This is a genomic window from Streptomyces sp. Y7 (genome assembly GCF_043195415.1).
Classification (GTDB): Bacteria; Actinomycetota; Actinomycetes; order Streptomycetales; family Streptomycetaceae; genus Streptomyces.
The window spans coordinates 630,527-654,525 of sequence record NZ_JBIDDQ010000001.1; the positions used below are offsets into that span (position 1 = coordinate 630,527).

Below are 23,999 nucleotides of genomic sequence, written 5' to 3' on the forward strand. Positions count from 1 at the left end.
CGACCGGCTTCACCCGCCGTACCCTGCACCCGCTTGGAGAGCACCTTGGTGGACCTCATGCGCGCCTTCGTCCTGACCGCCCCCGGCGCGTACGAGGTGCGGGACGTCCCGGTGCCGGTCGCGGTGCCCGGGGAAGCCGTGGTCGAGGTCGAACGGGTCGGGCTGTGCGGCACCGACGTCGAGTTCTTCACCGGCGCCATGGCCTACCTCCACCAGGGGCATTCGGCCTATCCGATACGGCCGGGGCACGAGTGGGCCGGGCGGGTGGTGTCGGTCGGCGAGGGTGTCGACCCGGGGTGGGTGGGCCGGCGTGTCATGGGTGACACGATGCTCGGCTGCGGCAGCTGCCGCCGCTGCCTCAGGGGTGACATGCATGTGTGCGACCGGCGCCAGGAGGTCGGGATCCGCGGCGCGCGGGACGGCGCCCTGGCGGAGCGACTCGCGGTGCCGGCGTCCTCGTTGCACGCCCTTCCCGACGCGGTCGACGCCGTGCTCGGCGCCCTCGTGGAGCCGGGCGGCAACGCGCTGCGCGCCGCGCGGGCGACGGCGGCCCGCGACGGGGACCGTGTTCTCGTGCTGGGGCCCGGGACGATCGGTCTGCTGGCCGCGATGTTCCTGCGGGCGGCGGGCGCGGAGGTGCATCTGCTGGACCGTACCGGGCACTCCCCCGCGTTCGCCCATGCCCTGGGCTTCGCGCATGTGTGGGACGAGGGCTCACTGCCGGATCTGCCGTTCGACGCGGTCGTCGACGCCTCGAACGCCGCCCATCTGCCGGGCAGAGCACTGGAGTTGGTCGAGCCGGGCGGTCGGCTCGTGTACATCGGGCTGGCCTCGGCGCCGAGCCGGATCGACACCCGCGCGCTCGTCCTGAAGGACGTGACGGCGGTGGGCGTCCTGTCCGCCTCTCCCGGACTGGACGCCACCATCGGGGCGTACGCGTCGGGAGCGGTCGATCCCCGGCCCCTCGTGGCGGCCACCGTGAGCCTCGCCGAGGTCGGCCCGGTCCTGGCGGGTGGGCGGCCGCAGGGCGCCGGCTCGGGCCCCAAGATTCACGTGGACCCCAGCACCGCCGCCGGTTGAACCGAAAAGCGATCATAATCCATCGACAGTCGATAGATCCCGCCGTGGTGTGGTCTCCGGCCGACAGCCCGTCGTATTAAGTCCGTGTACTCTCCATCGCTTCGGGTAGGCCCCTGCACTGATGCAGCTCAGGCCGGAGTTGACCGCGGTCTCAGAAGGATGACGGACCATGTGCCGCGAACAGGAACCCGACAGCCCCTCCCACGTCGTGGGCCGGCAGCTCGCCGAGGCCGTGAAGAACCTGGTGGCGCTCTGGTTCTCAGCCGTCGACGACGTGCGCCCGCGCCTTCCGGCGCGGCAGATACGCGCCTTGGAGGCCGTGGCCCGACGCCCCTCCCTCAATGTCACCGGCCTGGCCGAGCACCTGGGCATGGGGCTGCCGAGCGCCAGCCGCCTGTGCGACCGGCTCGAAGCGGCGGGCCTGCTGCGGCGGTACGTCCGCCCGGGCGACCGGCGTGAGGTCCGCCTGGAGGTCACGGAGCAGGGCCGCAGACTCCTCGCGGAGGTCACCGAGCGGCTGTCCGCGCACCTGGCCGACGCTCTGGAAGCCGTTCCGCCGGAGAGGCGTCAGCGGCTCGAACAGGTGCTGCGCGCCGTCCACGAGGCGGGAACGCCCGGCCCCGCGACGCCCGGCACGGACCTGCGTCACGGGTCCGGTGCCGACGGCGAGGACCCCGCTCAGGTCTGAGGCGCCCGCTGCCGACCCACCTCGTCGTGCACATGGCACAACAACAGGCATACGTCGTCGTCGTGTTCGGAGTCGTGCAGCAGCGGGTGCAGCAGGCGGTCGGCCGAAGCCTCCAGGTCGTCGTCGAGTTCGGCCCGGTCGAAGCCGCCGAGCTCCTCGGCGAGGCGCTGGATGCCGGGGTCGATCCCGTGAGCGCGGCGCTCCACCAGGCCGTCGGTGTAGAGCGCGAGCGTCGACCCGGGCGGGAGGTCCACGGTGTGGTCGTCGATCTCCTGTTTCAGCGGGATGCCCAGCATGGCGCCCGGCTTGGCGTCGAGTATGTGCACGCGGCCGTCGGGGCCCCGCAGCACCGGTGGCGGATGACCGGCGGCGGCCCAGGTGAGCGTGTCCCCCTGCGGGTGGATACGGGCTATGACCGCGGTGGCGTACAGGTCCAGACGCAGACGGTGCAGGAACTCGTGCAGCCGGGTGAGGAGCCGGCCGGGGCTGCTGCCGTCGACGGCGTAGGCGCGCAGCGCGGTGCGCAGTTGGCTCATCATCACCGCGGCGTGCAGCCCGTGCCCGGTGACGTCCCCGACGACGGTGATCAGGCTGCCGTCGGGCTGGCGGATGGCGTCGTACCAGTCACCGCCGATGTTCAGGCCCCGGGTGGCCGGGAGGTAGCGCGCGGCCAGGCTCAGGCCCGCCGTCGTGGGCAACTCGGTGAGCAGGGCGCGTTGCAGGGTCTCGGCGATGTCCCGGTTGTGCTCGAAGCGCCGGGCGTTCTCCAGGGCGATGCTGGCCCGCCGGGTGAGCTCGATGAGCATGACGGCGTCGTCGGCGTCCCAGCGCCGGGTCGGCGTCGACAGGGTGAGGACGCCCTGGGGTGCCCGGCGTGTCTGCAGGGGGATGCAGAGCAGGGGCCGGCCGGAGTCGAGGGCGGAGGGCGGCTGGTCGTCGACGCCGGGCAGGCCGCCGGGGTGGTCGGCGGCGTACTGCGGGCGGCCGCGGCGGGCCGCGAGGACGGCGGCGGCCGGTCGGGGTCCGCCGCGCAGCGCGTCGTCCACGTCGTCGAACAGCCAGACGTCGACGGTGCGGGCGTAGCGCGGAACCAGCAGCGAGGGAAGCAGCCGCACGATCGCCTCGTGGTTCAGGGAGGCGGTGAGGGCGGCACTGGCATCGGCCAGGAAGGTGAGCCGGCCGCGGGCCTTCTCCGCCTCCTGGCGGGCCTTCTGCTCGGCGTCGAAGAGTTCGCGCTGGGCCCGGCCGGCGGCGTCCAGTTCGGCGTGGAGCGCGAGGACGCCCTGGTTGGTCTGGTGGAGCTCCTCGCGGTGGAAGGCGACGAGCGACTCCTGCTCGTCGAGGCGGTCGAGCAGCAGGGCGGCGTCCTCGTCGGCGCCGAACAGGGCTTCGGCCAGGGCCGTCGCGTCGTCGGCGGCGGGCTCGGTCCGCGAGATGTCCGCGTCCTCGGCGCAGGGGACGGAGGCGCGCCAGGGAGGCTGCCGGTCGTCCGGGCGACGCCTCGCGGGGGCCACCTCGATGTGGAACTCGCCCCCGAGGGGCGACAGGTCCGCCCGCGCGTCGACCCGCCACTCGCCTCCCTTGGTGAGGCACTGCCGCAGCTGGGCGGTCAGCGCCGTCACCAGACGCGTGCGCTCGACGGTGGTCACCCCGCAGGCGGCGGTCAGTCGGGCCGCGGCGATGCGGACCTGTGCGGCGTCCGTGACGGTACGGACGTTCCAGGTGCGGGTCATGAGGGGCGGTCCGGTGCGAGGGAGCCGAGTACGGCTACGGCGGTGTCGTCGCGTACCGGCCGGGCCGGACTGCTGGCGTCCCGCACGATCGAGGCGGCGATCACCGCGGGGTCGAGGGCCGAGGGGGTCGCGGCGGCCGGGCCCGGAGTCCAGCGGCTCGGCAGGCCGTCGCTGTGCAGGACGAGGAGGCTGTCGTGCCTCCAGTGCTCCCGGTGCTGGGGCAGGCGCGCGGGGAGGTGGGCGCCGACGATGCCGGGGAAGGACACCAGCCCCCGCCAGTGGTCCCCGGTGCGCAGCCGGGCCCCCACGTTGCCCACTCCCGCGAAGTCCAACTGCCCGGTGCCGAGGTCGAGTTGTGCCAGGGCGACAGCCGCTCCCCTGGTCTCGCGCAGGACGGTGTGCATGCGTCGCAGCAGGTCGGCCGGGGCCAGATGGGGTGCGGACCGCAGTGCCGCCACCGCGGCGGAGGAGGCGCGGGCCGCCTGGGGGCCGTGGCCGAGGCCGTCGGCCAGCATGAGCGTCACGCGGTCGGCCGCGCGGACGCAGGCCCACGCGTCGCCGGAGAACTCCCCTCCCGCGAGGGGGATGTTGATTCCGCCGGCCCGCAACGGAGGCGGCCCCTGGCGCGAGCCCGCGGTGTCGTGGTCGCGGCGGGGGGCGATCCTGGCCATCGCCGTCGTGCCCCGTCCCGGGATGCTGTGCAGGCCGAAGTCGTCGGCGGTGCGCAGGCAGGTGCCGAGACCGGCCCCCAGGGAGGCGGCCGTGGTGTATCCGTCGCGCACGGCGGCGTCGGTGTCGGGCATGCCGGGGCCGTGGTCGATGGCCATGATCTGCAGCAGGAGGATCCGCTCGTCGCTCTGGACGGGCACGGGCGGGCCCACGAGGTCGAGGAGCACCTGCCCGCCACCGGCGTGCTTGAGCAGGTTGGTGGCGAGTTCGGTGGCCACGAGCTCGGCCGAGGCGACCCGGTCGTCGGCGAGCCCGGCGTGGCGGGCCGCGTCCCGGGCCGCCACGCGGACGTCGCGTACACGGGTCGAGTCGTGCACCGGAACCTCCCAGACGCGCGGCATCAGAGCGCCCCGCGCGGGCGGGGCGGCCCGGAGAGCCAGGACGTCACTGTCACGGTGGTGCCTTCACCGCGATGGCTGTCGACGGAGAACTCGTGGACCAGACGGCGGGCGCCGCCCAGCCCCATCCCCAGCCCCTCGCCCGAGGTGTAGCCGTCGGACAGGGCCTGCTCCAGGTCGGCGATGCCAGGACCCTCGTCGCTGAAGACGAGCCGCAGTCCGCGGAGTCCGCCGCTGGTGACCTCCATGCACTCCATCCGGCCCCCGCCACCGTGCACGAGGGCGTTGCGCGCCAACTCACTGGCCGCGGTGACGAGTTTGGTCTGTTCCACCAGACCGAACCCGAGTCGGGCCGTCATCTGCCGCACATGCTGGCGCACCCGGACCAGGTCGAGGTCCGAGTGGATCGGCAGGCGAGCCGAGACGCTGCCGGTGCTGTGGGTCACGGGCTCTCCCGGCGTGCGCGCCCGTCGCGAGGCAGGGTCGCGACCTCCGCGCCGAGCAGGCGCAGAGCTTCCTCGGTGTGCAGAGCGGTACGCAGCCCCGGCAGGGTCAGGCCGAGTTCGACCAGGGTGATGGCCACCGCGGGGCGCATGCCCGCCACCACGGTCTGCGCGGCCAGCAGCCGGGTCATGGCCGCGACGTCGCTGAGCACCCGGCCCATGAAGGAGTCGACGATCTCGACGCCGGAGAGGTCGATGACCACTCCGCTGATCGCGCTGTCGGAGACCGTCTCGCCGATGTCCTGCCGGAGCCGCTCGGCCGTGCTGTCGTACAGGTCGCCCTGGAGGGTGACCAGCAGGACCTTGCCCAGCCGCAGCACGGGCACATGACCCTCGTGCGGGTAGACGGCGGCGCCGGTCACCGGGGCTCCGCGAAGGCGGCGTTCGGCACGATGTGCGCGCCCTGCTGCTGCAGGGCGTAGGCCAGCGCGTCCGCGAGGCTGGCGCGGGTGAGGACCGAACTCAGGTCGATGCCGAGATGGACGATGGTCTGCGCGATCGCCGGCCGGATCCCGGAGACTATGCACTCCGCCCCCATCAGCCGCGCCGCCGCTACGGTCTTCATCAGATGCTGCGCCACCAGCGAGTCGACGGTCGGCACCCCGGTGATGTCCAGGATCGCGATACGGGCGTGCTGCTCGACGACGGCGTCCAGGAGCGTCTCCATGACCACCTGGCTGCGGGCGCTGTCGAGCGTGCCGATCAGCGGTACGGCGACGATACCTTCCCACAACTTGATGACGGGAGTGGCGATCTCGAGCATTTCGAGCCGCTGGCGGTTGATGAGTTCCTGCCCGGAGACCGTGGTCGTCTCCAGCGTGACCAGGCGCAGCGTGCCCATCAGCACGACGAGGGTCGTGGCGCACTCCCGCCGGTACTCGGCGGACATGCCGCTGAGCTCCTCGAGCAGAAGGTCGGTGACGGGCGGGCGCAGCGCGTCGATCTCCGCCGAGATCTGCCCGATGGTGGCTCCCGCGCGGGCCCGTGAGTGCGCCGTGCGCGCCAACTGCTCGCGTACGACGGTGAAGCCGTCCGCCTCCGAGTCCTCCACGCGCCCCGAGGCGGCCACCGCGGCCAGCGCCTCGACCACGGCCCGGCCGGCTTCCACGGCCTCGTCGCGGGAGACGGTGAACACGGTGCGGAACACCGCGGCATCGGCCCAGCGCTGGGCTATCTGCTCGCGACGCAGCCGCAGGAAGTTCCCCACTTCCTCCGCCGGGCCGGTACGGCCTTCTGCCGTCTGCTGCTCCGGCACTTGCTTCCCTCCTTCTTCGTGGTGCGCGCCGCCACGGTCCTTCGGGGCAGCGCCTGGACGGTTCACTCAGGCGATCGCCCCGGCCCGAACCAGTCGAGGCAGACGACGAGTGCGTCGTCGTCCGCCACGGGCGTGCCGCGGTGACCGGCCAGTTCCCTCAGGACGGCACGCGGGACCTCGGCGGCGGGCAGCAGGCTGGTCGACATGATGGCGCGGGCCAGCGCGCGCTCCCCGTACCGCTCGCCGCCGGGCGCGATGACGTCGTACACCCCGTCGCTGGCGAAGAGGAGCCGGTCCCCGGGATCGATCTCCAGCTCATGGGCGACGTAGTCCGTCTCCTCGAACATGCCCAGCGGGAGCTGGGCCTCGATGTCCAGGGCGTCCACGCCACGGCCGCGCAGCCGCAGCATCCGCGGGGAGCCGGCGTCGACGACCTGGAGCCGGCCGGTGCTCAGGTCGAGGTCGAGCAGGAGCACGGAGAGATAGGCGTCCCCGCGGTACTGCCCGTAGACGGCCTGGTCGGCGAGGGCGGCCTGGTCCGCGAGGGACAGGCCGGCGCGGCGGGCGTTGCGCAGGGCGTTGATGCACAGATTGGTCAGCAGGGACGCCTCGATGCCCTCGCCCATGCCATTGGTGATGTAGAGCATCAGGCGGTCGGCGGACGCCGACCAGTCAAAGTTGTCTCCGTGGATCGCGTAGGCGGGTTCCAGCTGGGCACCCAGGGCGTACTCGGGGCGGGCGCAGGCCCGGCCCGGCAGGAGCTGCCACTGCATCTCGGCGGCCAGGGTGAGCCGGTCGGTCCGGCGTGCCCGCAGGTAGAGATCGGTGTCCCGGTCGGCGACGATCACCTCGTGCGCCAGTACCTGGGCGACGTCGGTGAGCTCGTCCAGACACTCCTCGGCCCGTTCGGCGGAGGGCATCGTGACGACGAGGACGCCGAGCCGGTCGCCGCGCACGGTCACCGGCAGATGCAGGCGCACCTCGCCGTCGGTCAGCTTCTCGACGAACGGTTCCTGGGAACCGAAGGCCCGTCCGGCCGGGTTGTTGCCGTGCGCCGGGACCGAGCCGGGCGCGCTCGCGGCCGGATGGACCGGCTGGAGCGTGGCCAGGCCGTAGTCTGCCAGCAGGAGCTGGACGGACTTCGCCGCGTAGTCGTTGCACAGGGCATCGCGCACCGCGTCCACCAATTGGTGCGGGGCCGCGGAGCGAAGCGCCCGCTCGGCTGCCACGAATCTGTTCACGATGTTGGATACGCCATTCTTGTCACAGTGACGGCGTGGTACCCGCTGCTGCGGAGCCGTCCGTCGGTCCTTCTTGTCCGTATCTAGTGTTCTGTACGTATTGCCCGAACCGGTGGGCTGACAGTGCCCGCGAAGCCTGGAAGAGTGGAGCCGTGACTTCCCCGTATTCGCAACCGCGGCCGGACGAGGTGGCGCGTGTGACCTCCGAGGCCGCCGAGTTGCTGGAGGTCCTGTGGGGCCGTGCGTCGACGGCGCCGGTGTCCGCCTCCCAGATCCGCGTGCTGTTCATCCTGGAACACAGCGACGGCATCAACCTGCGCATGCTCGCCGAGGCCCTCGGGTCCACGCCGCCCTCGACCAGCCGGCTGTGCGACCGCCTCCAGGCGGTGGGGTTCGTGGAGCGCGCGCCCAGCACCTCCAGCCGCCGCGAGCTGCGGCTGCATCTGAGCCGGCGCGGACGGACCTTCCTGGCGGAGCTGCGCGCACGGCGCGAGGCCGCGCTGCAGTCCGTGCTGGAGCAGATGCCCGCCACGAAGCGCGACGCACTGCTGGAGGGGCTGGAGGCGTTCTGCGCCGCGGCGGCCGCGGAGATCCACGAAGGCGACGAGAGCGAGGAGGCGGCCGGCGCCAGGAGTGCCTGAGACACTCCCGCGCCGCCGTTCGGCGCCGAGGCGGTACGGCGTCCGCACCGCTGCCCCACGACGCGGGCCGTCCTCGTTGCTGACCGGCACGTTTCACACCCCTCCCGCGCTTGACCCGCTCACTCTGTTGCCTCATGGCCATAGTTGTCAAACGGCAACTGTTCTCGGTGCGGGTGCGGGTCTCGTTCGGTGAACTGCCTCTTCGCGAAGCTGTCTTCGCTTCCGGGAAGGGGGCCGGTCGCCGCGGCCTACGGCTCCGGGTCCGTCGGCTGGGCGTCCGCGGTCGCGAGCGCCTCTTCGAGGCTTCCCACGATCGGGACCGTGATGCTGACACCGGTGAGATCCATGATCCGCCGGACGGCGGGCGTCGGAGAGATGACGTACACCCCTCCCGGAATCTCCCGCACCTCCTGATAGGCCCGCAGGACGATGTTCATACCGGACGAGTCCATGAAGGGGACCCCGGCGATGTCGAGCAGGAAATGTCGGCGGCCATGGTGGAGCTGGTTGGCCAGGTGGTGTTGCAACTCGGTCGCCGTATCCATGTCCAGGTCACCCTCGACAGTCAGCAGAACGGCATCCTCCCGGGGCACTTCCACCTTGATCGACAAGGGATTCTGGGCAACGGACACAAGTACCTCCACAGGCTCGGGCGACAGTGACGGGTGCCCCGGCGGCGAGATTCGATGCCTCACCGGCGCGAGCAAATCTCTCGGGGCGGCTCCGTCGATGCGTTCGCCCGCCTACCCCCGAACCTCCCCAGCACACAGGGCACGTGCGAACGAGCCGTAAGCCGTTGGATCTCCGACCGCTTTTCGCGCCCTGATGCGGGTGGGGCGGTTTGCCGACCGGCTCAGCGGTCACGCGAACAGGGAGAAAACCTCACACGACGGGAAGGGGTACAGGGGACTCGGGCCCGGTCGGGGGTCGTCAAGGCCACGCGGCGGGTCCTTCCGCTTCCCCGCTTTTGTCAGGGAGCGAAGGGATGAGTGAGAACTACCGGACCGGCGTCACCGAGAGCTCGGCGGGCGTGGGCCGTGGGCGGCACGAACCGGGCAGTCCGGTCTCTCCCGCCGAGGCACGCGGGACCGTACGACGGGTCCTGTCCGAGCAGACGCGGACCCGGGGCGCCGACTGCGCGCCCGACACCCTCTCGGACGCCCTCCTGGTGGCGTCGGAACTGACGACCAACGCGATGCTGCACGGCGGCGGCATCACCGGCTTCGACGCCGAGGTCGTGGACCAGAACCTGTATCTGTCCGTAAGTGATCGCGAGCGACGGCGGCCGGTGGCGCTGGACCCGGTCGACCGGCAGGGACGGCACCGCTGCGGAGGCCGCGGCTGGCCGATCGTGTGCCGGCTGTCCCGCACCGTACTGGTGTCGGACCTGCCCAGCGGCGGCAAGCGCGTGACCGCGGTGATTCCGCTGACCGCGGGGGTGCCGGCACACGGGTGACGCCGACGGGGCGTGAGCTGCCGGGGATCGTGGCGCCAGCGCCCGAATGGAAGAGCGGGTGCCCGGGTCGCGGAGCGGGTGCCCGGGTCGCGGAGCGGGTGCCCGGGTCGCGGAGCGGGTGCCCGGGTCGCGGAGCGGGTGCCCGGGTCGCGGAGCGGGTGCCCGATGGGCGAGCCGGTGATCGGTGGGCGTCGGTGCAGCCCGGCGGGCGTCGGCGCAGCAGGCGGCCCTGAGCGGCCGTCGTCGGAAGCCGCGGGCTCCGACGACGGCCCGGCCCGAACAGCAACGGGGGCCTGAACAGCAGTGGCCCCGTGCGAACGGCAACGAGTGGCCCGAACGGCGGAACCGGTGACCCCTGCGGCGGTGGGCCGGTGGCCCCTGCGGCGGTGGGCCGGTGGCCCGTACAGCGGTGGGCCGCGGCCGATTCGGCCGCGGCCCCGTTCGGACTGCGTCGCGCTGCTTGGATCTCGGACTGCGTCGCGCTGCTTGGATCTCGGACTGCGTCGCGCTGCTTGGATCGAGGTCGCTCAGGCGACCCCGGGCTCCAGCAGGCCGGCCCGCAGCTGCTTGAGGATGCGGCTGATGAGCCGCGAGACATGCATCTGGGAGACGCCGATCCGCTCGGCGATCTGCGCCTGGGTGAGTTCCTCGACGAAGCGCAGATGGATGATCCGGCGCTCCCGCTCGTCCAGCCCGGCGATCAGGGGCGCCAACGAGTGGAAGTCCTCGACGAGTTCCAGCGACGGGTCCTCCTCGCCGAGCAGGTCGGCCAGGACGGACTCGCCGTTCTCGGCGTCGCCGGTGACGGCCGCGTCGAGGGAGGCGGACTGGTAGCCGTTGGAGGCCTTGCGCGCCTCGATGACCTCTTCCTCCGACAGCGACATCAGCTCGGAGAGCTCACGCGTGGTCGGCATACGGCCCAGGCGGGAACTGAGTTCCTCCGTCGCCTTGGCCAGCTCCGCGCGCGCCTCCTGCAAGCGGCGCGGCACGTGGACCGCCCAGCTCGTGTCACGGAAGAACCGCTTGATCTCGCCGACGATGTACGGGACGGCGAACGTGGTGAACTCGACCTCCCGGGACACCTCGAAGCGGTCGATGGCCTTGATCAGCCCGATCGTCCCGACCTGGACGACGTCCTCCAGGGAGTCCCCGCGGGCACGGAAGCGGGACGCCGCGTACCGCACCAGGGACAGGTTCATCTCGATCAGGGTGTTGCGTACGTACTGGAATTCGTGCGTGCCCTCTTCAAGCATGACCAGTCGGTCGAAGAACTGACGCGACAGCTCGCGTGCGTCCTTGGGGCTCACCCGCGTCGGATCCTCGATCAGCGGCAGCTCCGCCTCGCCCGTCGTGACCGCCTCCTGTGCCGTGGCCGTCGCCTGCACCACCGTCACGGCTGCCATGCCGCCCTCCCCATAACCGGAACCAGTTGTCACATGCCCGCTTGCCCGGCCTCGCGCCGCTCACTCCTGTTCAGTGGCAGGGATCACTCGACACGGAGGGGTTCTGCCCTGAATTCGCCCTCGAACGCGGGCAATCCGGACATGGCCCACGCGAAAGTCCCCTCACCGGGGGGCTGTTTGCTCACGCCCCTGGTCGACGCCGTCCTTCGCCGCACCCTGTTTGCGTCGTCGGACGTGGGGCATGCGGGTTTTCGTGCTTCGGACAGGAGGCGCAATCGGTGCGACAACTGTGACCGCTCCGGGGCCGCGAGCCCCGTGCACCGTTTCCCACGGAGACCCCCTGAGAACGTCGCTTCAGGAGTTGTTCCCTCATGCTGGTTGAGACGTCCGCACAAGCTTCCTCCCACCCCACCCGCTCCCGGGTGTCCGGTGGACGCGTCCACGACGACGCCCCCGACACCGGATCCGACTTCGCGCGCCTCGCCGCCCTGCCCGACGGGCCGGAGCGGGAGGCGATACGCGACGCGCTGGCCAAGGCCTGGCTGCCGATGGCCCATCGCATCGCCGGCCGCTTCCGCAACCGCGGCGAGTCCCTGGAGGACCTGCGCCAGGTCGCGGCCCTCGGTCTGGTCAAGGCGATCGACCGGTACGAGCCCGGGCGCGGGGCCTTCGAGAGCTACGCCGTGCCCACCATCACCGGCGAGATCAAGCGGCACTTCCGCGACCGGATGTGGGCCCTGCGGGTCCCCCGCCGCGTCCAGGACCTGCGCAACAAGGTCCGTGTGGCGCGCCGCGACCTCACCGCCTCCGACGGCTCCAACCCCACGGTCGCGCAGATCGCCGCCCACACCGGGCTCACCGAGGACGAGGTGAACACGGGCCTCGAGGCGCTCGACAGCTTCAGCACCCTGTCCCTGGACGCCGAGATGTCGTCGAGCGAGGACGGCTTCAGTCTTTCGGACACCATCGGCGAGTGCGACGAGGCGTTCGACGTCGTCGTCGACCGGGAGGCCGCGAAGGAAGGACTTCGGCGCCTGCCCGAACGCGAGCGCACGATCCTGTACCTGCGCTTCTTCGAGGACATGACGCAGAGCCGGATAGCCGACGAACTCGGCATCTCCCAGATGCACGTCTCCCGGCTGATCAGCCGGTGCTGCGCCCGGGTGCGCGACGAGGTGCTCGGTGCCGACTGCGACGAACACCCCCAGGAGGGATGACCCGTGCTGATACCCCATCCGGCGATGCTTCGCGGACTCGTCGAGGAGTACGAGGCACTCATGGCGCACCAGGGTGACGGGCCGGAGGCCGCCGGCCGGCTGCGCCAGGTCCGCGTGCAGGACCTGACGTACACGCTGTGCGTGTCGACCGGGACGCGCGAAGTGGGACAGGCTCTGGAACGGGCCCGCCAACTCCTCGCCGCGACGAGAGAGTCGGCCGGCGTCGCCTGACCGGACCATCGCGAAGAACCCGACGACACCGAGAGGCAACGAATGTGAGCACCGACAGAATCTGGTCGTACCGGCCCGGCAGCGGTCATCAGGAGGGACGGACGCTCACCGGGTACACCGTCGAGGCGAGCGACGGGACCATCGGTCATGTGGACCGCCAGGCCGACGACACGCCCCTGCGGCATCTGATCGTGGACACCGGCGCCTGGGTGTTCGGCAGGAGTCTGCTGATCCCGGCCGGCCTGGTCACCGGCATCACCGAGGAGACCCAGGTGATCACGGTGAGTTGCACCCGCGCGGAGGCCAAGGCGGCTCCGCGTTTCGGCACCGACCGGGAGACCCTCGATCCGGAGTACCTGTCCGCCGTTGGTGGCTACTATGCCTCGTTGCCCCATGATTCGGACGCGCCCGGGTAGCGGAGCGCCATGGGCACGGACGGGCGAGACGACGAAGCGCGCGGCGACAGTGAGCGAGGAGTGGTGAAGTGACGGCACCCGCAGTCCACTTGGTGCGCGCACGGGACGGTCGGCATCTGATGCGCATCCCGCAGCCGACCGACGAGCGGCCATGATGCCGGCGGAGCGCCGTCCGGAACGGGACAACCCCACGGCGCGGAACCGGTCTGTCCCGATCACCAGTGCGGCGGCCGCGCGCAGTTATGTGCGGTCGCTCGTCCAGGAGCGTTGGCGTCCCGCGTCGGGCACGGCCGGGGAGACGGCCGTCATGGATCTCCTGCTGGTCGTGTCGGAGCTGGTCGCCAACGCGATCCGGCACGGCGGCGGTCTGGCGGGGTTCGAGGTGACCCCGCTCGCCGAGGGGGTGCGGCTGAGCGTGCACGACTACAGCGAGGCCGTCCCCTCCGCGGCCTACGGGCCCGGGACGCTGCCCCGTACGCACGAGGGCAGCGGATACGGATGGCCGTTGATCCTCCGGCTCGCCCGCGAGATACAGATCGACCGCCGCCGTGAGGGCGGCAAGACGATCAGCGTGTTCGTGCCGCTCGTCTAGCCCCGGAGGGCGGGCGGCCCTCCGGGGCTGGACGCGGGCACGGTGAGCCGCCCCGGTGGGCCGGCGGCGGCTCACCAGGGCAGGAAAGCGTGCACGTCCTTGCCGTCCGCCCGCACCACCACGGTGACCTCGTCGCACAAGGTCTGGATCAGATACCAGCCGATACCGCCGCCGCGACCGGTGCCGGGGTGGAAGGGCCGCGGTGCCGGTTCCGTCGTGCTCGTGTCACTGAGCGTCACGTGTACACCGTCGAACGCCCTGCGCAACGTCAGCTCGATCGGCCCCGGCGCGTACTGCACGGCGTTGGCCGCGAGCTCGGTGACGACCAGCACGATGTCGTCCCGGTACTCGGGCGTCGCCGGTGGTGAGGCGCGCTCCAGCTTCATCAGGAACCGCTCCGCGCTCAGGCGGGCTCTGGTCACATCGCCAACGCCCCCGTCGAATGTGGCCTGCCATTTCTGCGTCTCCTCGGACGACGATTTGCCGCCGCCACGCGATTCCGTCGCCATCACACCCTCTTCGGCCTGTCTGCGCTGTGGCCGTGGTGACTAGTTGTTGCTTCCATCGCTGCTGGTTCCCAGGCTGAGCGCGGCTACGCGTACGAAACCGGTGCGATCCTCGGTGGCGCCGCTGCAGGGTGGGGCCACAGGTGCCGGCCGGCGGTGTCCCCGCCCTGTCTCGGGCGGCGCGCCCACGGATCGCTAACCTGCTGTGCATGCCCGACGACACCGCCCCCGGCCGGCGCGACGACAGCCCGGAGGAGTCCCGTCGGGCACATCTGAGCCGGACCTTCGACGAGGACGCGGAGCTGTACGACCGTGCCAGGCCCGGATATCCGATTCAGTTGTACGACGACCTGGTGGAACTCGCGGGCACCGTCCCCCGCAGCCGCGTGCTGGAGGTGGGCTGCGGCACCGGCAAGCTGACGGTGCCGCTGGCCGGACGCGGCTGCCGGATCACGGCCGTCGAGGCGGGAGCGCGGATGGCCGCCGTCGCTCGCCGCAACCTCGACGAGTACCCCGATGTGGACGTCGTAACGGCTCGGTTCGAGGACTGGCCGCTGCCGGAGGAGCCGTACGACGTGTTCGTGTCGGCGACGGCGTTCCACTGGCTCGATCCGGCCGTACGGGTGCCGAGGGCCGCTGACGCACTGCGTCCGGACGGGACGCTGGCCGTGGTGCGTACGCAGCATGTGAACGGCGGCACCGAGGAGTTCTTCGCCGAGGTCCAGGGCTGCTACGAGCGTTTCGATCCGGCGACGCCGCCCGGTCTGCGGCCGCCCGCGGCGGCCGACGTCGACAGCTCGGACCATGCCCGGGAGGTGGCGGGAAGCGGCCGGTTCGGTCCCACCCTGTTCCGTCGCTACGAGCGGGACCTCACCTACACGACGTCGGCGTACCTGGACGTGCTGCGGACCTACTCCGGCCATCGGGCCCTTGCGGACGGTGCCAGGGAGGGACTGCTGGAGTGCGTCGCGGGGCTGATCGACGGGCGGTACGGCGGGCGGGTGACCAAGCGCTACCTCATCGAACTGGGCGTGTCCCGCCGACGGTGAGCCGGCCGCGGCCTCCACCCCCTCCGAAACATCGTGTTCACGACAAGAGAAACCCGGTGGTAACGACACCTTTCTAGCGTGGCCGGCTGTGGGATCACCGGCGCTGCCCCTTCACCGCAGCACCCGCACCCAGCCCCACCGGGAGGCGTGATGAGCACGACCGAGTCACGAGTGACGACGTCAGGACCGACCGGCCCGGCGAGAACCGGGACCGACCAGGCGGTCAAGGAGACCCTGGAGGACTACACCCTCCGCTTCGCGCCCCGCAGTTACCGCCGCTGGAGCCCCATGGTCGTGGCCACCACCGCCCTCGGCGGGATCGCCTACATGGCCGACTTCTCCATCGGCGCCGGCATCGGCCTGGCACACGGCACCGGCAACGCGCTCGTCGCGATCGCCGTGGCCGCCGTCGTCATCTTCGTCACCGGCTTCCCACTGGCGTACTACGGCGCCCGCTACAACATCGACCTCGACCTGATCACCCGCGGCTCGGGCTTCGGCTACTACGGCTCCGTCCTGACCAGCGTCATCTTCGCCAGCTTCACCTTCATCTTCTTCGCCCTCGAAGGCTCGATCATGGCCCAGGGCCTCAAGCTCGGCCTCGGGCTCCCGCTGTGGCTGGGCTACCTGGTGTCCACGCTCATGGTCATCCCGCTGGTCATCTACGGCATGAAGGCGCTGAGCAAGCTCCAGGTGTGGACCACCCCGGTCTGGCTGATCCTGATGGTCGCGCCGCTGGTCCACCTGATCGCCAACGACCCCGGCACCGTCGACCGCTTCCTCTCCTACGCCGGTACCGACGGCGAAGGAGGCGTCGACACGGCGTCCGTACTCCTCGGCGCGGGCGTGTGTCTCTCCCTCATCGCGCAGATCGGCGAGCAGATCGACTACCTGCGCTTCATGCCGCCCAAGACCGAGCAGAACAAGCGCAGTTGGTGGACGGCCGTGGTGATGGCCGGGCCCGGTTGGGTGGTGCTCGGGGCGCTCAAGCAGGCCATCGGCGTCTTCCTCGCCGTCTACATCCTCGCCGAGGTCGGACCGGCCGCCGCGCCCGAGCCGATCCAGCAGTTCCGCAGCGCCTTCGACGCGATGATGCCGTCCTGGATGGTCGTCCCGCTCGCCGTCGCCCTGGTGGTCATCAGCCAGATCAAGATCAATGTGACGAACGCCTACTCCGGTTCGCTGGCGTGGACGAACTCCTTCACCCGCGTCACCCGGCACTACCCGGGCCGCATGATCTTCGTCCTGGTCAACCTGGCCTTCGCGCTGGTCCTGATGGAGGCCGACATGTTCAGCTTCCTCAACAGCATCCTGGGCTTCTACTCGAACTGCGCCATCGCCTGGGTCGTCACGGTCGCCACCGACATCGGCGTCAACAAGTACGTGCTGAAGCTCTCCCCGCTCCGGCCCGAGTTCCGCCGCGGCATGCTCCACGCCGTCAACCCGGTCGGGGTGGTGTCGTTCGTCGCCGCGTCCGGACTGTCCATCGCGATGTACTTCCACGCCCTGGGCGACGCCCTCCAGCCGTACTCCCCCGTCGCCGCGGCGGTGATCGCCTTCGTCCTCACACCGCTGATGGCCGTCGTCACCAAGGGCCGGTACTACCTGCGCCGCACCGACGACGGCATCGCCGAGCCGCTCCTGGACACCGACGGCAACCCCAGCGCGCTCACCCTGGACTGCCACGTCTGCCACCAGCCCTACGAACGCCCCGACCTCACCGCCTGCGCCGGTCATGACGCGGTGGTCTGTTCCCTGTGCCTGAGCACGGACAAGGCGGGTGACCACGTGCTGCCGGCCACGGCCTGACGCCGGCTCCTTCCGGCGGCCGGCCCTGTCGGGCGGGCCGCCGGAACTTTCGCGTTCGGGAGCTGGCCGCGCAGACCCTGCGCGCGGCGATCCGGCTGAGGGTGGTGGAGCTGCTCGGCGACGCCCTACTTCTTCCGTTCCGTGCCGGCAGGCTCCGGCCTCTATCTGTTGAAGAGCATCCTGCACGACTGGACGGACGCGCAGGCGGTCACGATCCTCGCCCACTGCCGTGAGGTGCTGCCGCCGGGCGGCCGCGTGCTAGCGGCGGCTGCGCACCAGCAGGTGGAGGAAGTACGGCGTGCCGATCACCGCGGTCATCAGTCCGGCGCCGAGCTGGGCGGGTGCGATCACGGTACGGCCCAACAGGTCGGCGGTGCACACCAGGACGGCGCCGAGGAGTACGGAGACCGGGACCACCCGGGCGTGCTGCCGGCCCACCAGTGCCCGGGCCGCGTGCGGGGCGACGAGGCCCACGAAGCCGATCGTGCCCGCCGCGGCGACCGCGGTGGCGCTGAGCAGGACGCTCAGCAGCAGGAAACCCAGGCGACCGCGGGCCAGGCCGAGCCCCAGCAGCCTCGGGGTGTCCTCGTCGAGGGACACGAGGTCGAGTTCCACGCGCGTGAAGGCCGCGACGGCCACGCCCACGGCGAGTACGGCTGCGAGCGGCGCGACGTCGGACAGGGACCGCCCGTAGGTGGAACCGGACAGCCAGGTCAGGGCCTTGGCCGCGTTGAACGGGTCGGTCAGGACGATCAGCAGGCTGACCAGGGCGGTGGTGCCCGTCGCGACGCCGATGCCGACGAGGACGAGCCGGTTCTGCTGGAACCCGCCGCGCGCGGCGAGTCCGAAGACGACGACGGAGCTGATCGCGGCACCCAGGAACGCCGCGCCCGCGACGCCCCACGATCCGGCCGAGGGCACGGTCGTCACCAACAGCACCGCGCCGAGCGCCGCCCCGCCGGAGACGCCGAGGACGCCGGGCTCCGCGAGCGGGTTGCGTGTCACCGCCTGCACCAGGGTGCCGGCCAGGGCGAGCGCGGCGCCCGCGAGGAGCGCGGCGAGTACCCGGGGCACGCGGGTGTCCAGGACGAACGCGACGGTCCGACCCGCCCTGCCCTGCGCCCAGTTCACGACGTCGCCCAGCAACAGCTTGCTGTCACCGAGCAGTACGGCGGCGACGGTCACGCCGACGAGCAGCGCCACCAGGACGGCGGTGGTGGTCAGGAAGACGGCCCGGCTGCGGATGCGCAGCCGGTCGGGGGCGGCGGCCGCGGCCGTGTCCTTCAGCCGCGTGGCCATCACGACGAGGAACACGGCGCCGAGGAGGCTGGTGACGACGCCCGTCGGCACGGCGACCGCCAGGTCCGACGGCACCAGGGCCCGCAGCACCACGTCCGAGCCGAGGACCAGCGCGGCGCCGGTCAGGGCGGTGACCGGCAGGCTCGCCCGCACCCTCCCGAACCCGTGGAACCGACGGGCGAGGCCCCGCACCAGGGCCGGGGCGCACAGGCCGACGAAGCCGATCGGGCCGGCGAGGGTGACGGCGGCCGCGGACAGCAGCGTCGCGAGGACGACCGCGGTGACCCGGGTGGCCCGCACCGGGACGCCGAGTCCGCGGGCGGCGTCGTCGCCGAGGGCCAGGGCGTCGACGCGGCGGGCGACCAGCAGCAGCCCGAGGAGTCCGACGACGCCGAGCGGCGCGATCTGGAGCACGCCGTCGAACCCGTTCTGGCCGATGCTGCCCTGGTTCCACCGGTACAGGCCCTGGGTCTCCTGCGGGAAGAGCAGGAGCAGCGCCTCGGTCACGGCGGTGAGGCCGAGGGCGAGGGCACTGCCGGCGAGCACGAGGCGGACGGTGCCCGCACCGAGCCCGGACAGGCCCAGCACGACGGCCGCCGCCGCGAGGCCGCCGACGAACGCGACGCCGGATGAGGCGAGCAGCGGCAGCGACACACCGGTGACGGCGACCAGCCCGAGCCCCAGGTAGGAGCCGGCGTTGACGGCGAGGGTGTCGGGCGAGGCGAGCACGTTGCGGCTGACGGCCTGCAACGCGGTGCCAGCCATGCCGAGCAGGGCTCCGACGAGGAGTCCGGCGGTCATTCTCGGCAGCCGGGAGGCGACGACGACGGAGGCGTCGGCGGTGTCGGCCCGGCCGGTGAGGGCTTTGAGGACCTCACCCGCGCCGACGGCGGCCGTGCCCTGCGTGATGTCGACGACCGCGAGGGCCGCGACCAGCAGGACGAGAGCGGCCGTCACCGCGGCCGCGCCGGTCCGGGACGGGGCCGTCGGCGGACGGGTGGCGGGAGGTGTTGCGGTGACGGCCATGGTGTTACTTCGTCAGCTCCTTGACGAGGGCGTCGATGTACGCGCCCATCGACTCCTGTCCGCCGAACATCCAGATGCCGTCGGGCAGTCGGTGGACGTCGCCCTTCTTCACGAACGGCAGCGAGGTCCACACCTTGTCCTTGGCGAGGGCGTCGGTGAAGGGGGTGCTGCCCTTGTCGCCGTCGTTGCCGATGTAGGCGAACCGCACGTCGTCGCCGAGCTTGGTGAGCCCCTCGACGTCGGTGGTGGCGAGCCCGTAGTCCTTGTCGCCCTTGACGGTCCAGGCGTTCTTCAGGCCGAGCTTCTCGTTGACGGCGCCGATCAGCGAGCCGCTGGTGTAGGGCCGGATCGAGACCTGGTGGGAGATGTCGTAGCCGTCGGCGAAGGCGATCGGGGCGCCGTCGAGCCCGGCGTCCGCGAGGGCCTTCTTGCCCTCGGTGACCTTCGCGTCGAAGGCGTCCTTGATCTCCTCGGCGCGCTCGCCGGTGCCGGTGGCCTCGGCGATGATGTCGAGGTTCTTCGTCATCTGCCCGATCGGGTCGGCGGCGCTGGCGGAGCGCACCTCCAGGACCGGGGCGACCTCGCGCAGCTGCTTGACGGCGGCCGGCGGCAGGTCGGTGCTGGCGACGATGAGGTCGGGCTTCAGGGCGGCGATGGTGTCCATGCTGGGCTCACCGCGGGTGCCGATGTCCTTGGGCTCGTTCTTCAGCGGGACCGCCTGGTCCCACGTCTTGTAGCCCTTGACGTCGGCGACGCCGACCGGGTCGACGCCCAGCGATATCAGCAGCTCGACCTCGTGCCACTCGGTGCCGACGACCTTCTTGGCCGGTCCGTCGAGGTGGACCTCGGCGCCGGAGGCGTCGGTGAGGGTGATGCCTTCGCCGGCCTTCTTCGCGTCGGCGCTGTCGGCGGCGGGCTCGGTGGTACCGCAGGCGGTCAGGGCGAGCGCCGCGGCGGTGGCGGCCGCCGCGGTCATCATCAGGCGTCTCATGAGGGTGTGCTGAGCCTTTCGCTTCGGGTGTGGTGGCGGCCGATCGCGCGCGTGCGCAGCCGTCCGGTGAGGGGGTCGGTGCCGACTTCGATGCGGATGCCGTAGACGTCGGTGAGGCGCTCGGCCGTCAGTACGTCCTCGGGGAGGCCCTCCGCGACGATCCGCCCTTCGTCGAGCAGGACGACGCGGTCGGCGAGGGCCGCGGCCTGGTCGAGGTCGTGCAGGACCGCGCCGACGGCGATCCCGTGGTCGTCGGCCAGGTCACGGACGAGGTCGAGGAGTTCGATCTGGTAGCGCAGGTCGAGATAGGTGGTGGGCTCGTCCAGGAGCAGCACCCCGGTCTCCTGCGCGAGGCAGCCGGCCAGCCACACGCGCTGGAGCTGTCCGCCGGAGAGGTGTTCCGCGCCGCGGTCGGCGAGGTCCGCCACGCCGGTCATGGCGAGCGCGCGCCCGACCGCGGCCGGGCCGTCCGGGTCCGCCCTGCCCCAGCGGCCCCGGTACGGGTAGCGGCCGAACTCGACCACGTCCCGGACGGTCAGGCCGCTGGGCGTGGGGCGCCCCTGCGTCAGCAGGGCGACCCGGCGTGAGAACTCACGAGGGGTCAGCGCCAGCCCGTCGGTGCCGTCGACGACGAGCGCGGCGGTCCGGGGCCGCTGCAATCGCGCGATCGTCCGCAGCAGCGTCGACTTGCCGCTGCCGTTCGGGCCGACCAGCACGGTCACTTCGCCCGGCCGCAGCGCCAACGACGCGTCGTGGACGACGTCCACGCCTTCGTAGGCCACGGTGACGCCCGTGGCCGACAGTTCATGACCGCGGGATCGCACCGCGGAGGTCTCTTCGCCTACCTGCACGCGGCAAAGGTTAGCCTAACCTAAATTCGATCCGCGAGAGGTGGGGTGACACAGCGCAAGGGGAACTTCGGCCAAAGGCGAATCGCGCCGCTAACCGTCCGCCGGCGTCACATCGGTCACCTTGCCCTGCGGTGTCGCGTCCAGGTAGCCGGAGTCGCCGTACTCGTCGGACAGGTAGACGGCCAGATGGGCCGGTGTGTCGAAGATGCTGTTGTCCGACTTCACCAGGATGTAACGCATGTCCGGGTTCTTGACGTTGAGCTTCTTGTCGGCCTCGGCCAGCAGCGCGGGAACCGCGTCCCAGTTGAACTTCTCGAGGGTGAAGGGCTGTTCGCCGCCACCCAGCGTGCTCTTGATGATGCCCTTCTCGACGCCGCGTCCTGGGTAGTAGGTGTAGGAGTCGTACTTGGTGTCGCTGCCGTCCACCATCACATCGGCGGACACGAAGTCCTCGTAGACGCTGAAGTCGCCGTACCGGTTGCGGCCGGTCTCCTTCTCCAGGGCCTTGATGGCGGCGCGGATGCCCTCCGGGGTGAGCACCTCGGCGGAGTCCGTGTCCTGCGACCGCTGTGCGGCCGGCGCCCCGGCACTCGACGACCCCTCCGACGAACCGCTCGACGACGAAGTCGGCCTCGACGCCGAGGTGGTGGACGGGCTTCGGGCGCCCGAGTCTCCCGAGTCGCCCGAGCCGCCGCCGAGCGGCAGGAGCCACCACAGCAGGACCAGGGCTCCGGCGAGGGAGGTCCCGGAGACGCCCAGCACGACGGGCAGGTGAGGAGTGCGGCGGCCCTGTGCCCGCACGGGTGCGGTGACCGGCTGGAACGGGGCGTACGGCCCGGGGTGGAGAGGCGGCCCGAATCCGGCGGGGGCGGCCGTCGGCGTGGAAGCGGCGGCCCCGAAGGGGGCGGACGTGGTGGACGAGCCCGAAGTCCCCGGGTACGAGGGAGAGACGGTGGAGGACGACCCCGAAGTCCCCGGGTACGCGGGGGACACGGTGGAGGACGACCCCGAAGTCCCCGGGTTCGAGGGGAAGACGGTGGGGGACGGCGTCGGCGGGTTCAGCGGATAGGAGGTGTGCGGGTCCGGCACGGGCGCCGGGCCGGTCGGGGACGACTCGAACTCGGCCAGAGCGCGGTCCAGTTCGGCGGCGGACGGCCGTGCGGAGGGGTCCCGTACGAGCACGCCCATCAGCACCTGGCCCAGGGCTCCGCCCCGCACGGGCGGCGGCACGTCGTCACTGAGGACCGCGGCGAGAGTGGCCAGCGGCGTGCCCCGGCGCAGCGGATGGTGGCCCTCGAGGGCGGTGTACAGCATCATCGCCAGCGACCACAGGTCGGAGGCGGAACCGCCCTCGTGGCCGGATATGCGCTCCGGGGCCATGAAGTCGGGCGTACCGATGATGGAACCGGTCGCGGTCAGGTTGGTCGTCGTCTCACGGATCGCGGCGATGCCGAAGTCGGTGAGGACGGGCCGGCCGTCCGGCCGCAGCAGCACGTTGGCGGGCTTGACGTCCCGGTGCTGGATGCCCGCGTCGTGCGCGGCGGCCAGCGCGGCCAGCACACCCCGGCCGACCCGGGCGGCCTCGGCGGGCGGCATCGGCCCCTGCGCCAGCCGGTCGGCCAGCGAGCCGCCGCTGACCAACTCCATGACGATCCACGGGTAGGTGCCGTCGCCGCCGTCGACGATGTGGTGGATGGTGACGACGTTCGGATGGTCGAGCCGGGCCAGCGCACGGGCTTCGCGCAGCACGCGCTCGCGCAGCATCCGGGCGCCCTCGGGGTCGTACTCGGCCAGGTCCACGTCGGGCGGGCGGACCTCCTTGACCGCCACCAGCCGGTGCAGCACCAGGTCCCTGGCACGCCAGACCGTTCCCATCCCGCCGCCGCCGAGACGGGCCTCCAACTCGAAGCGCCCGTCGACAACCCGTCTGCCGGCGCCTCTGTCTCCCTCACTCATGGGCGGGAGCTTAACGGCCGCCACCGACACCGTTCGCCGGACCCTTGCCGGTGCACGGACCAGGGGGTCGTCACTTTCGACGGGACTGCTCAAGTGACCTGCGCGGCAGCTTCGTCGAGGCTCGGCAGGGGCGGTGGGCGGGCACCCGAGAGTGCTCCGCCCCGCGTCCACCGCGAGATCGACGCGCCGCGCGACCGATGGTCAGCGCCCGACCGCCTCCGCGCCCGCCCGGGCGAACTTCTCGTCCAGCGCGCCGGACGGGGCACCCGCGACGCCGATGCCGGCGATGGGGGCGTTGCCCGCGGTCACGGGGACACCGCCCGCCAGGAACAGGGTGCCGGGGATGTCCTTCAGGGTCGGGGCCTGCTGGAGACGCTCGGTCAGCTGGGACGTGGGGGCGTTCCAGGAGACCGCGGTGAACGCCTTGCGCTCGGCGGACTCGTAGGACTGCGGGCCGGCGCCGTCACCGCGCAGGGTGACGACGGTGTTGCCGTTGCGGTCGACGACGGCGACCGTGACGCGCTGGTTCTCCTTCTCGGCGGCGTCGAGCGCGGCCTGCGCGGCCTTGGTGGCGGCGTCGATCGTGAGGTGGGTGGAGGTGGTGGTGGCCCGGGCCGGCGCGGTCGCCGAGGCGGCGGCCGCGGGGGTCGTGGCCGGTGCCGAGGCGTTCGCGGACACCGCGCCGAAGCCCGCCACGGCGACGACGGCGAGCACGGCACCGCCGGTGGCGACGCGGGCACGACGGGAGAACTTCTTGTGCACGGGGTTCATGGGTCGGTCGACTCCTTCGGTGGACGGGCGGCCGGTTGCCGCCCCGCTTCGTCCGGTCTCCACCCTCGGCCCGGAAACGGCCCCCGACCGTCGGCGTTCCGGCTGCCTCGGGGTGACGGGACGGACGACACGGGGGTCATCCGATCGGTTGACCCTCCTGGGGCCGCGCCGGGCCACAATGGAGGTGTTTGCCCAGTTCAGCGCCGACGAGCAGGGAG

24 protein-coding genes and 1 pseudogene are annotated in these 23,999 nt (G+C 71.9%); 11 read left to right on the plus strand and 14 right to left on the minus strand.

Translation table 11 applies throughout. The features are described from left to right. The first annotated feature begins 57 nt into the window (after positions 1 to 57). Together ACGFW6_RS02605 and ACGFW6_RS02610 are read left to right on the plus strand one after the other, a co-directional pair. The gene (locus ACGFW6_RS02605; RefSeq protein ID WP_393505052.1) at positions 58 to 1,080 is read left to right on the plus strand and encodes a zinc-binding dehydrogenase; all 1,023 of its coding nucleotides are present in this window, start codon (positions 58 to 60) and stop codon (positions 1,078 to 1,080) included. 169 nt (positions 1,081 to 1,249) lie between these two features. After that, the gene (locus tag ACGFW6_RS02610) at positions 1,250 to 1,768 is read left to right on the plus strand and encodes a MarR family winged helix-turn-helix transcriptional regulator (RefSeq protein WP_393503829.1); all 519 of its coding nucleotides are present in this window, start codon (positions 1,250 to 1,252) and stop codon (positions 1,766 to 1,768) included. Here ACGFW6_RS02610 and ACGFW6_RS02615 read toward each other — a convergent pair. The 6 genes from ACGFW6_RS02615 to ACGFW6_RS02640 form a co-directional block, all read right to left on the minus strand. Then, the gene (locus ACGFW6_RS02615; RefSeq protein WP_393503832.1) at positions 1,759 to 3,501 is read right to left on the minus strand and encodes a SpoIIE family protein phosphatase; all 1,743 of its coding nucleotides are present in this window, start codon (positions 3,499 to 3,501) and stop codon (positions 1,759 to 1,761) included. The genes ACGFW6_RS02610 and ACGFW6_RS02615 overlap by 10 nt on opposite strands. Next, positions 3,498 to 4,571 carry a SpoIIE family protein phosphatase gene (locus tag ACGFW6_RS02620; RefSeq protein WP_393503835.1) on the minus strand — a complete coding sequence of 358 codons (1,074 nt, stop codon included), beginning with the start codon at positions 4,569 to 4,571 and terminating at the stop codon, positions 3,498 to 3,500. The genes ACGFW6_RS02615 and ACGFW6_RS02620 overlap by 4 nt, the downstream gene beginning before the upstream one ends. Next, positions 4,571 to 5,014 (minus strand): anti-sigma regulatory factor, encoded by a 444-nt coding sequence (locus ACGFW6_RS02625; RefSeq protein WP_393503838.1) that lies wholly within the window; start codon positions 5,012 to 5,014, stop codon positions 4,571 to 4,573. The genes ACGFW6_RS02620 and ACGFW6_RS02625 overlap by 1 nt, the downstream gene beginning before the upstream one ends. Continuing rightward, positions 5,011 to 5,433, minus strand: coding sequence for an STAS domain-containing protein (locus tag ACGFW6_RS02630; protein ID WP_393503841.1), 423 nt, complete (start codon positions 5,431 to 5,433; stop codon positions 5,011 to 5,013). The genes ACGFW6_RS02625 and ACGFW6_RS02630 overlap by 4 nt, the downstream gene beginning before the upstream one ends. Beyond that, positions 5,430 to 6,326, minus strand: a complete 897-nt coding sequence (locus tag ACGFW6_RS02635; RefSeq protein WP_393503844.1) for an STAS domain-containing protein — start codon at positions 6,324 to 6,326, stop codon at positions 5,430 to 5,432. The genes ACGFW6_RS02630 and ACGFW6_RS02635 overlap by 4 nt, the downstream gene beginning before the upstream one ends. 62 nt (positions 6,327 to 6,388) lie before the next feature. After that, positions 6,389 to 7,567, minus strand: coding sequence for a PP2C family protein-serine/threonine phosphatase (locus ACGFW6_RS02640; protein ID WP_393503847.1), 1,179 nt, complete (start codon positions 7,565 to 7,567; stop codon positions 6,389 to 6,391). 197 nt (positions 7,568 to 7,764) lie between these two features. On the opposite strand from ACGFW6_RS02640, the gene ACGFW6_RS02645 reads away from it, so the two are divergent. Beyond that, positions 7,765 to 8,208 (plus strand): MarR family winged helix-turn-helix transcriptional regulator, encoded by a 444-nt coding sequence (locus ACGFW6_RS02645; protein WP_393503850.1) that lies wholly within the window; start codon positions 7,765 to 7,767, stop codon positions 8,206 to 8,208. Between the two features lie 248 nt (positions 8,209 to 8,456). On the opposite strand, the gene ACGFW6_RS02650 is transcribed toward ACGFW6_RS02645, so the two are convergent. Further along, on the minus strand, positions 8,457 to 8,840 hold the full coding sequence (locus tag ACGFW6_RS02650) for an STAS domain-containing protein (protein ID WP_393505054.1): 384 nt from the start codon (positions 8,838 to 8,840) through the stop codon (positions 8,457 to 8,459). Positions 8,841 to 9,193: 353 nt separating this feature from the next. On the opposite strand from ACGFW6_RS02650, the gene ACGFW6_RS02655 reads away from it, so the two are divergent. After that, the gene (locus ACGFW6_RS02655; protein ID WP_393503853.1) at positions 9,194 to 9,664 is read left to right on the plus strand and encodes an ATP-binding protein; all 471 of its coding nucleotides are present in this window, start codon (positions 9,194 to 9,196) and stop codon (positions 9,662 to 9,664) included. A 527-nt stretch (positions 9,665 to 10,191) separates the two neighbouring features. Here ACGFW6_RS02655 and ACGFW6_RS02660 read toward each other — a convergent pair. Next, entirely contained in the window at positions 10,192 to 11,067 is an 876-nt protein-coding gene (locus tag ACGFW6_RS02660; protein ID WP_393503856.1) for an RNA polymerase sigma factor SigF, read from the minus strand. A gap of 371 nt (positions 11,068 to 11,438) precedes the next feature. Between ACGFW6_RS02660 and ACGFW6_RS02665 the strand changes: the two genes are divergently transcribed. The 4 genes from ACGFW6_RS02665 to ACGFW6_RS02680 all read left to right on the plus strand — a co-directional run bounded on the left by ACGFW6_RS02665 (position 11,439) and on the right by ACGFW6_RS02680 (position 13,523). After that, positions 11,439 to 12,284 carry a SigB/SigF/SigG family RNA polymerase sigma factor gene (locus tag ACGFW6_RS02665; protein WP_393503859.1) on the plus strand — a complete coding sequence of 282 codons (846 nt, stop codon included), beginning with the start codon at positions 11,439 to 11,441 and terminating at the stop codon, positions 12,282 to 12,284. 3 nt (positions 12,285 to 12,287) lie between these two features. Further along, entirely contained in the window at positions 12,288 to 12,515 is a 228-nt protein-coding gene (locus ACGFW6_RS02670) for a DUF5133 domain-containing protein (RefSeq protein WP_393503861.1), read from the plus strand. Between the two features lie 44 nt (positions 12,516 to 12,559). Further along, positions 12,560 to 12,931, plus strand: a complete 372-nt coding sequence (locus tag ACGFW6_RS02675) for a PRC-barrel domain containing protein (RefSeq protein WP_393503863.1) — start codon at positions 12,560 to 12,562, stop codon at positions 12,929 to 12,931. 307 nt (positions 12,932 to 13,238) lie between these two features. Continuing rightward, positions 13,239 to 13,523, plus strand: a complete 285-nt coding sequence (locus ACGFW6_RS02680; RefSeq protein WP_393503866.1) for an ATP-binding protein — start codon at positions 13,239 to 13,241, stop codon at positions 13,521 to 13,523. Positions 13,524 to 13,594: 71 nt separating this feature from the next. Here ACGFW6_RS02680 and ACGFW6_RS02685 read toward each other — a convergent pair whose 3' ends face one another. Beyond that, the gene (locus ACGFW6_RS02685; protein WP_393503869.1) at positions 13,595 to 14,032 is read right to left on the minus strand and encodes an ATP-binding protein; all 438 of its coding nucleotides are present in this window, start codon (positions 14,030 to 14,032) and stop codon (positions 13,595 to 13,597) included. A gap of 206 nt (positions 14,033 to 14,238) precedes the next feature. Between ACGFW6_RS02685 and ACGFW6_RS02690 the strand changes: the two genes are divergently transcribed. From ACGFW6_RS02690 to ACGFW6_RS02700, 3 genes and pseudogenes are all read left to right on the plus strand, one after another. Then, positions 14,239 to 15,078 (plus strand): class I SAM-dependent methyltransferase, encoded by an 840-nt coding sequence (locus ACGFW6_RS02690; protein WP_393503872.1) that lies wholly within the window; start codon positions 14,239 to 14,241, stop codon positions 15,076 to 15,078. 150 nt (positions 15,079 to 15,228) lie between these two features. Next, a complete protein-coding gene (locus ACGFW6_RS02695; RefSeq protein WP_393503875.1) occupies positions 15,229 to 16,887 on the plus strand; it encodes an allantoin permease in 1,659 nt (552 codons plus the stop codon). A gap of 129 nt (positions 16,888 to 17,016) precedes the next feature. Further along, positions 17,017 to 17,148, plus strand: a pseudogene (locus tag ACGFW6_RS02700) (methyltransferase); the annotation flags it as partial. Here ACGFW6_RS02700 and ACGFW6_RS02705 read toward each other — a convergent pair. The 5 genes from ACGFW6_RS02705 to ACGFW6_RS02725 form a co-directional block, all read right to left on the minus strand. Beyond that, complete coding sequence (locus ACGFW6_RS02705; RefSeq protein WP_393503878.1) at positions 17,146 to 19,212, minus strand: iron ABC transporter permease; 2,067 nt, start codon at positions 19,210 to 19,212, stop codon at positions 17,146 to 17,148. The pseudogene ACGFW6_RS02700 and the gene ACGFW6_RS02705 sit on opposite strands and share 3 nt — an antisense overlap. Before the next feature lie 4 nt (positions 19,213 to 19,216). Continuing rightward, entirely contained in the window at positions 19,217 to 20,203 is a 987-nt protein-coding gene (locus ACGFW6_RS02710; RefSeq protein WP_393503881.1) for an iron-siderophore ABC transporter substrate-binding protein, read from the minus strand. Further along, a complete protein-coding gene (locus tag ACGFW6_RS02715; RefSeq protein ID WP_393503884.1) occupies positions 20,200 to 21,054 on the minus strand; it encodes an ABC transporter ATP-binding protein in 855 nt (284 codons plus the stop codon). Before ACGFW6_RS02715 ends, ACGFW6_RS02710 begins: the two co-directional genes overlap by 4 nt. 90 nt (positions 21,055 to 21,144) lie before the next feature. Next, complete coding sequence (locus tag ACGFW6_RS02720) at positions 21,145 to 23,010, minus strand: serine/threonine-protein kinase (RefSeq protein ID WP_393503887.1); 1,866 nt, start codon at positions 23,008 to 23,010, stop codon at positions 21,145 to 21,147. A 201-nt stretch (positions 23,011 to 23,211) separates the two neighbouring features. Next, complete coding sequence (locus ACGFW6_RS02725; protein WP_393503890.1) at positions 23,212 to 23,781, minus strand: heme-binding protein; 570 nt, start codon at positions 23,779 to 23,781, stop codon at positions 23,212 to 23,214. Positions 23,782 to 23,999: the final 218 nt, after the last annotated feature.

Coding starts and splice junctions, on each gene's coding strand:
- ACGFW6_RS02605 (WP_393505052.1), top strand. CDS start 58: ATGCGCGCCTTCGTCCTGACCGCCCCCGGCGCGTACGAGGTGCGGGAC.
- ACGFW6_RS02610 (WP_393503829.1), top strand. CDS start 1,250: ATGTGCCGCGAACAGGAACCCGACAGCCCCTCCCACGTCGTGGGCCGG.
- ACGFW6_RS02615 (WP_393503832.1), bottom strand. CDS start 3,501: ATGACCCGCACCTGGAACGTCCGTACCGTCACGGACGCCGCACAGGTC.
- ACGFW6_RS02620 (WP_393503835.1), bottom strand. CDS start 4,571: ATGCCGCGCGTCTGGGAGGTTCCGGTGCACGACTCGACCCGTGTACGC.
- ACGFW6_RS02655 (WP_393503853.1), top strand. CDS start 9,194: ATGAGTGAGAACTACCGGACCGGCGTCACCGAGAGCTCGGCGGGCGTG.
- ACGFW6_RS02660 (WP_393503856.1), bottom strand. CDS start 11,067: ATGGCAGCCGTGACGGTGGTGCAGGCGACGGCCACGGCACAGGAGGCG.
- ACGFW6_RS02665 (WP_393503859.1), top strand. CDS start 11,439: ATGCTGGTTGAGACGTCCGCACAAGCTTCCTCCCACCCCACCCGCTCC.
- ACGFW6_RS02680 (WP_393503866.1), top strand. CDS start 13,239: ATGGATCTCCTGCTGGTCGTGTCGGAGCTGGTCGCCAACGCGATCCGG.
- ACGFW6_RS02685 (WP_393503869.1), bottom strand. CDS start 14,032: ATGGCGACGGAATCGCGTGGCGGCGGCAAATCGTCGTCCGAGGAGACG.
- ACGFW6_RS02690 (WP_393503872.1), top strand. CDS start 14,239: ATGCCCGACGACACCGCCCCCGGCCGGCGCGACGACAGCCCGGAGGAG.
- ACGFW6_RS02695 (WP_393503875.1), top strand. CDS start 15,229: ATGAGCACGACCGAGTCACGAGTGACGACGTCAGGACCGACCGGCCCG.
- ACGFW6_RS02705 (WP_393503878.1), bottom strand. CDS start 19,212: ATGGCCGTCACCGCAACACCTCCCGCCACCCGTCCGCCGACGGCCCCG.
- ACGFW6_RS02710 (WP_393503881.1), bottom strand. CDS start 20,203: ATGAGACGCCTGATGATGACCGCGGCGGCCGCCACCGCCGCGGCGCTC.
- ACGFW6_RS02720 (WP_393503887.1), bottom strand. CDS start 23,010: ATGAGTGAGGGAGACAGAGGCGCCGGCAGACGGGTTGTCGACGGGCGC.
- ACGFW6_RS02725 (WP_393503890.1), bottom strand. CDS start 23,781: ATGAACCCCGTGCACAAGAAGTTCTCCCGTCGTGCCCGCGTCGCCACC.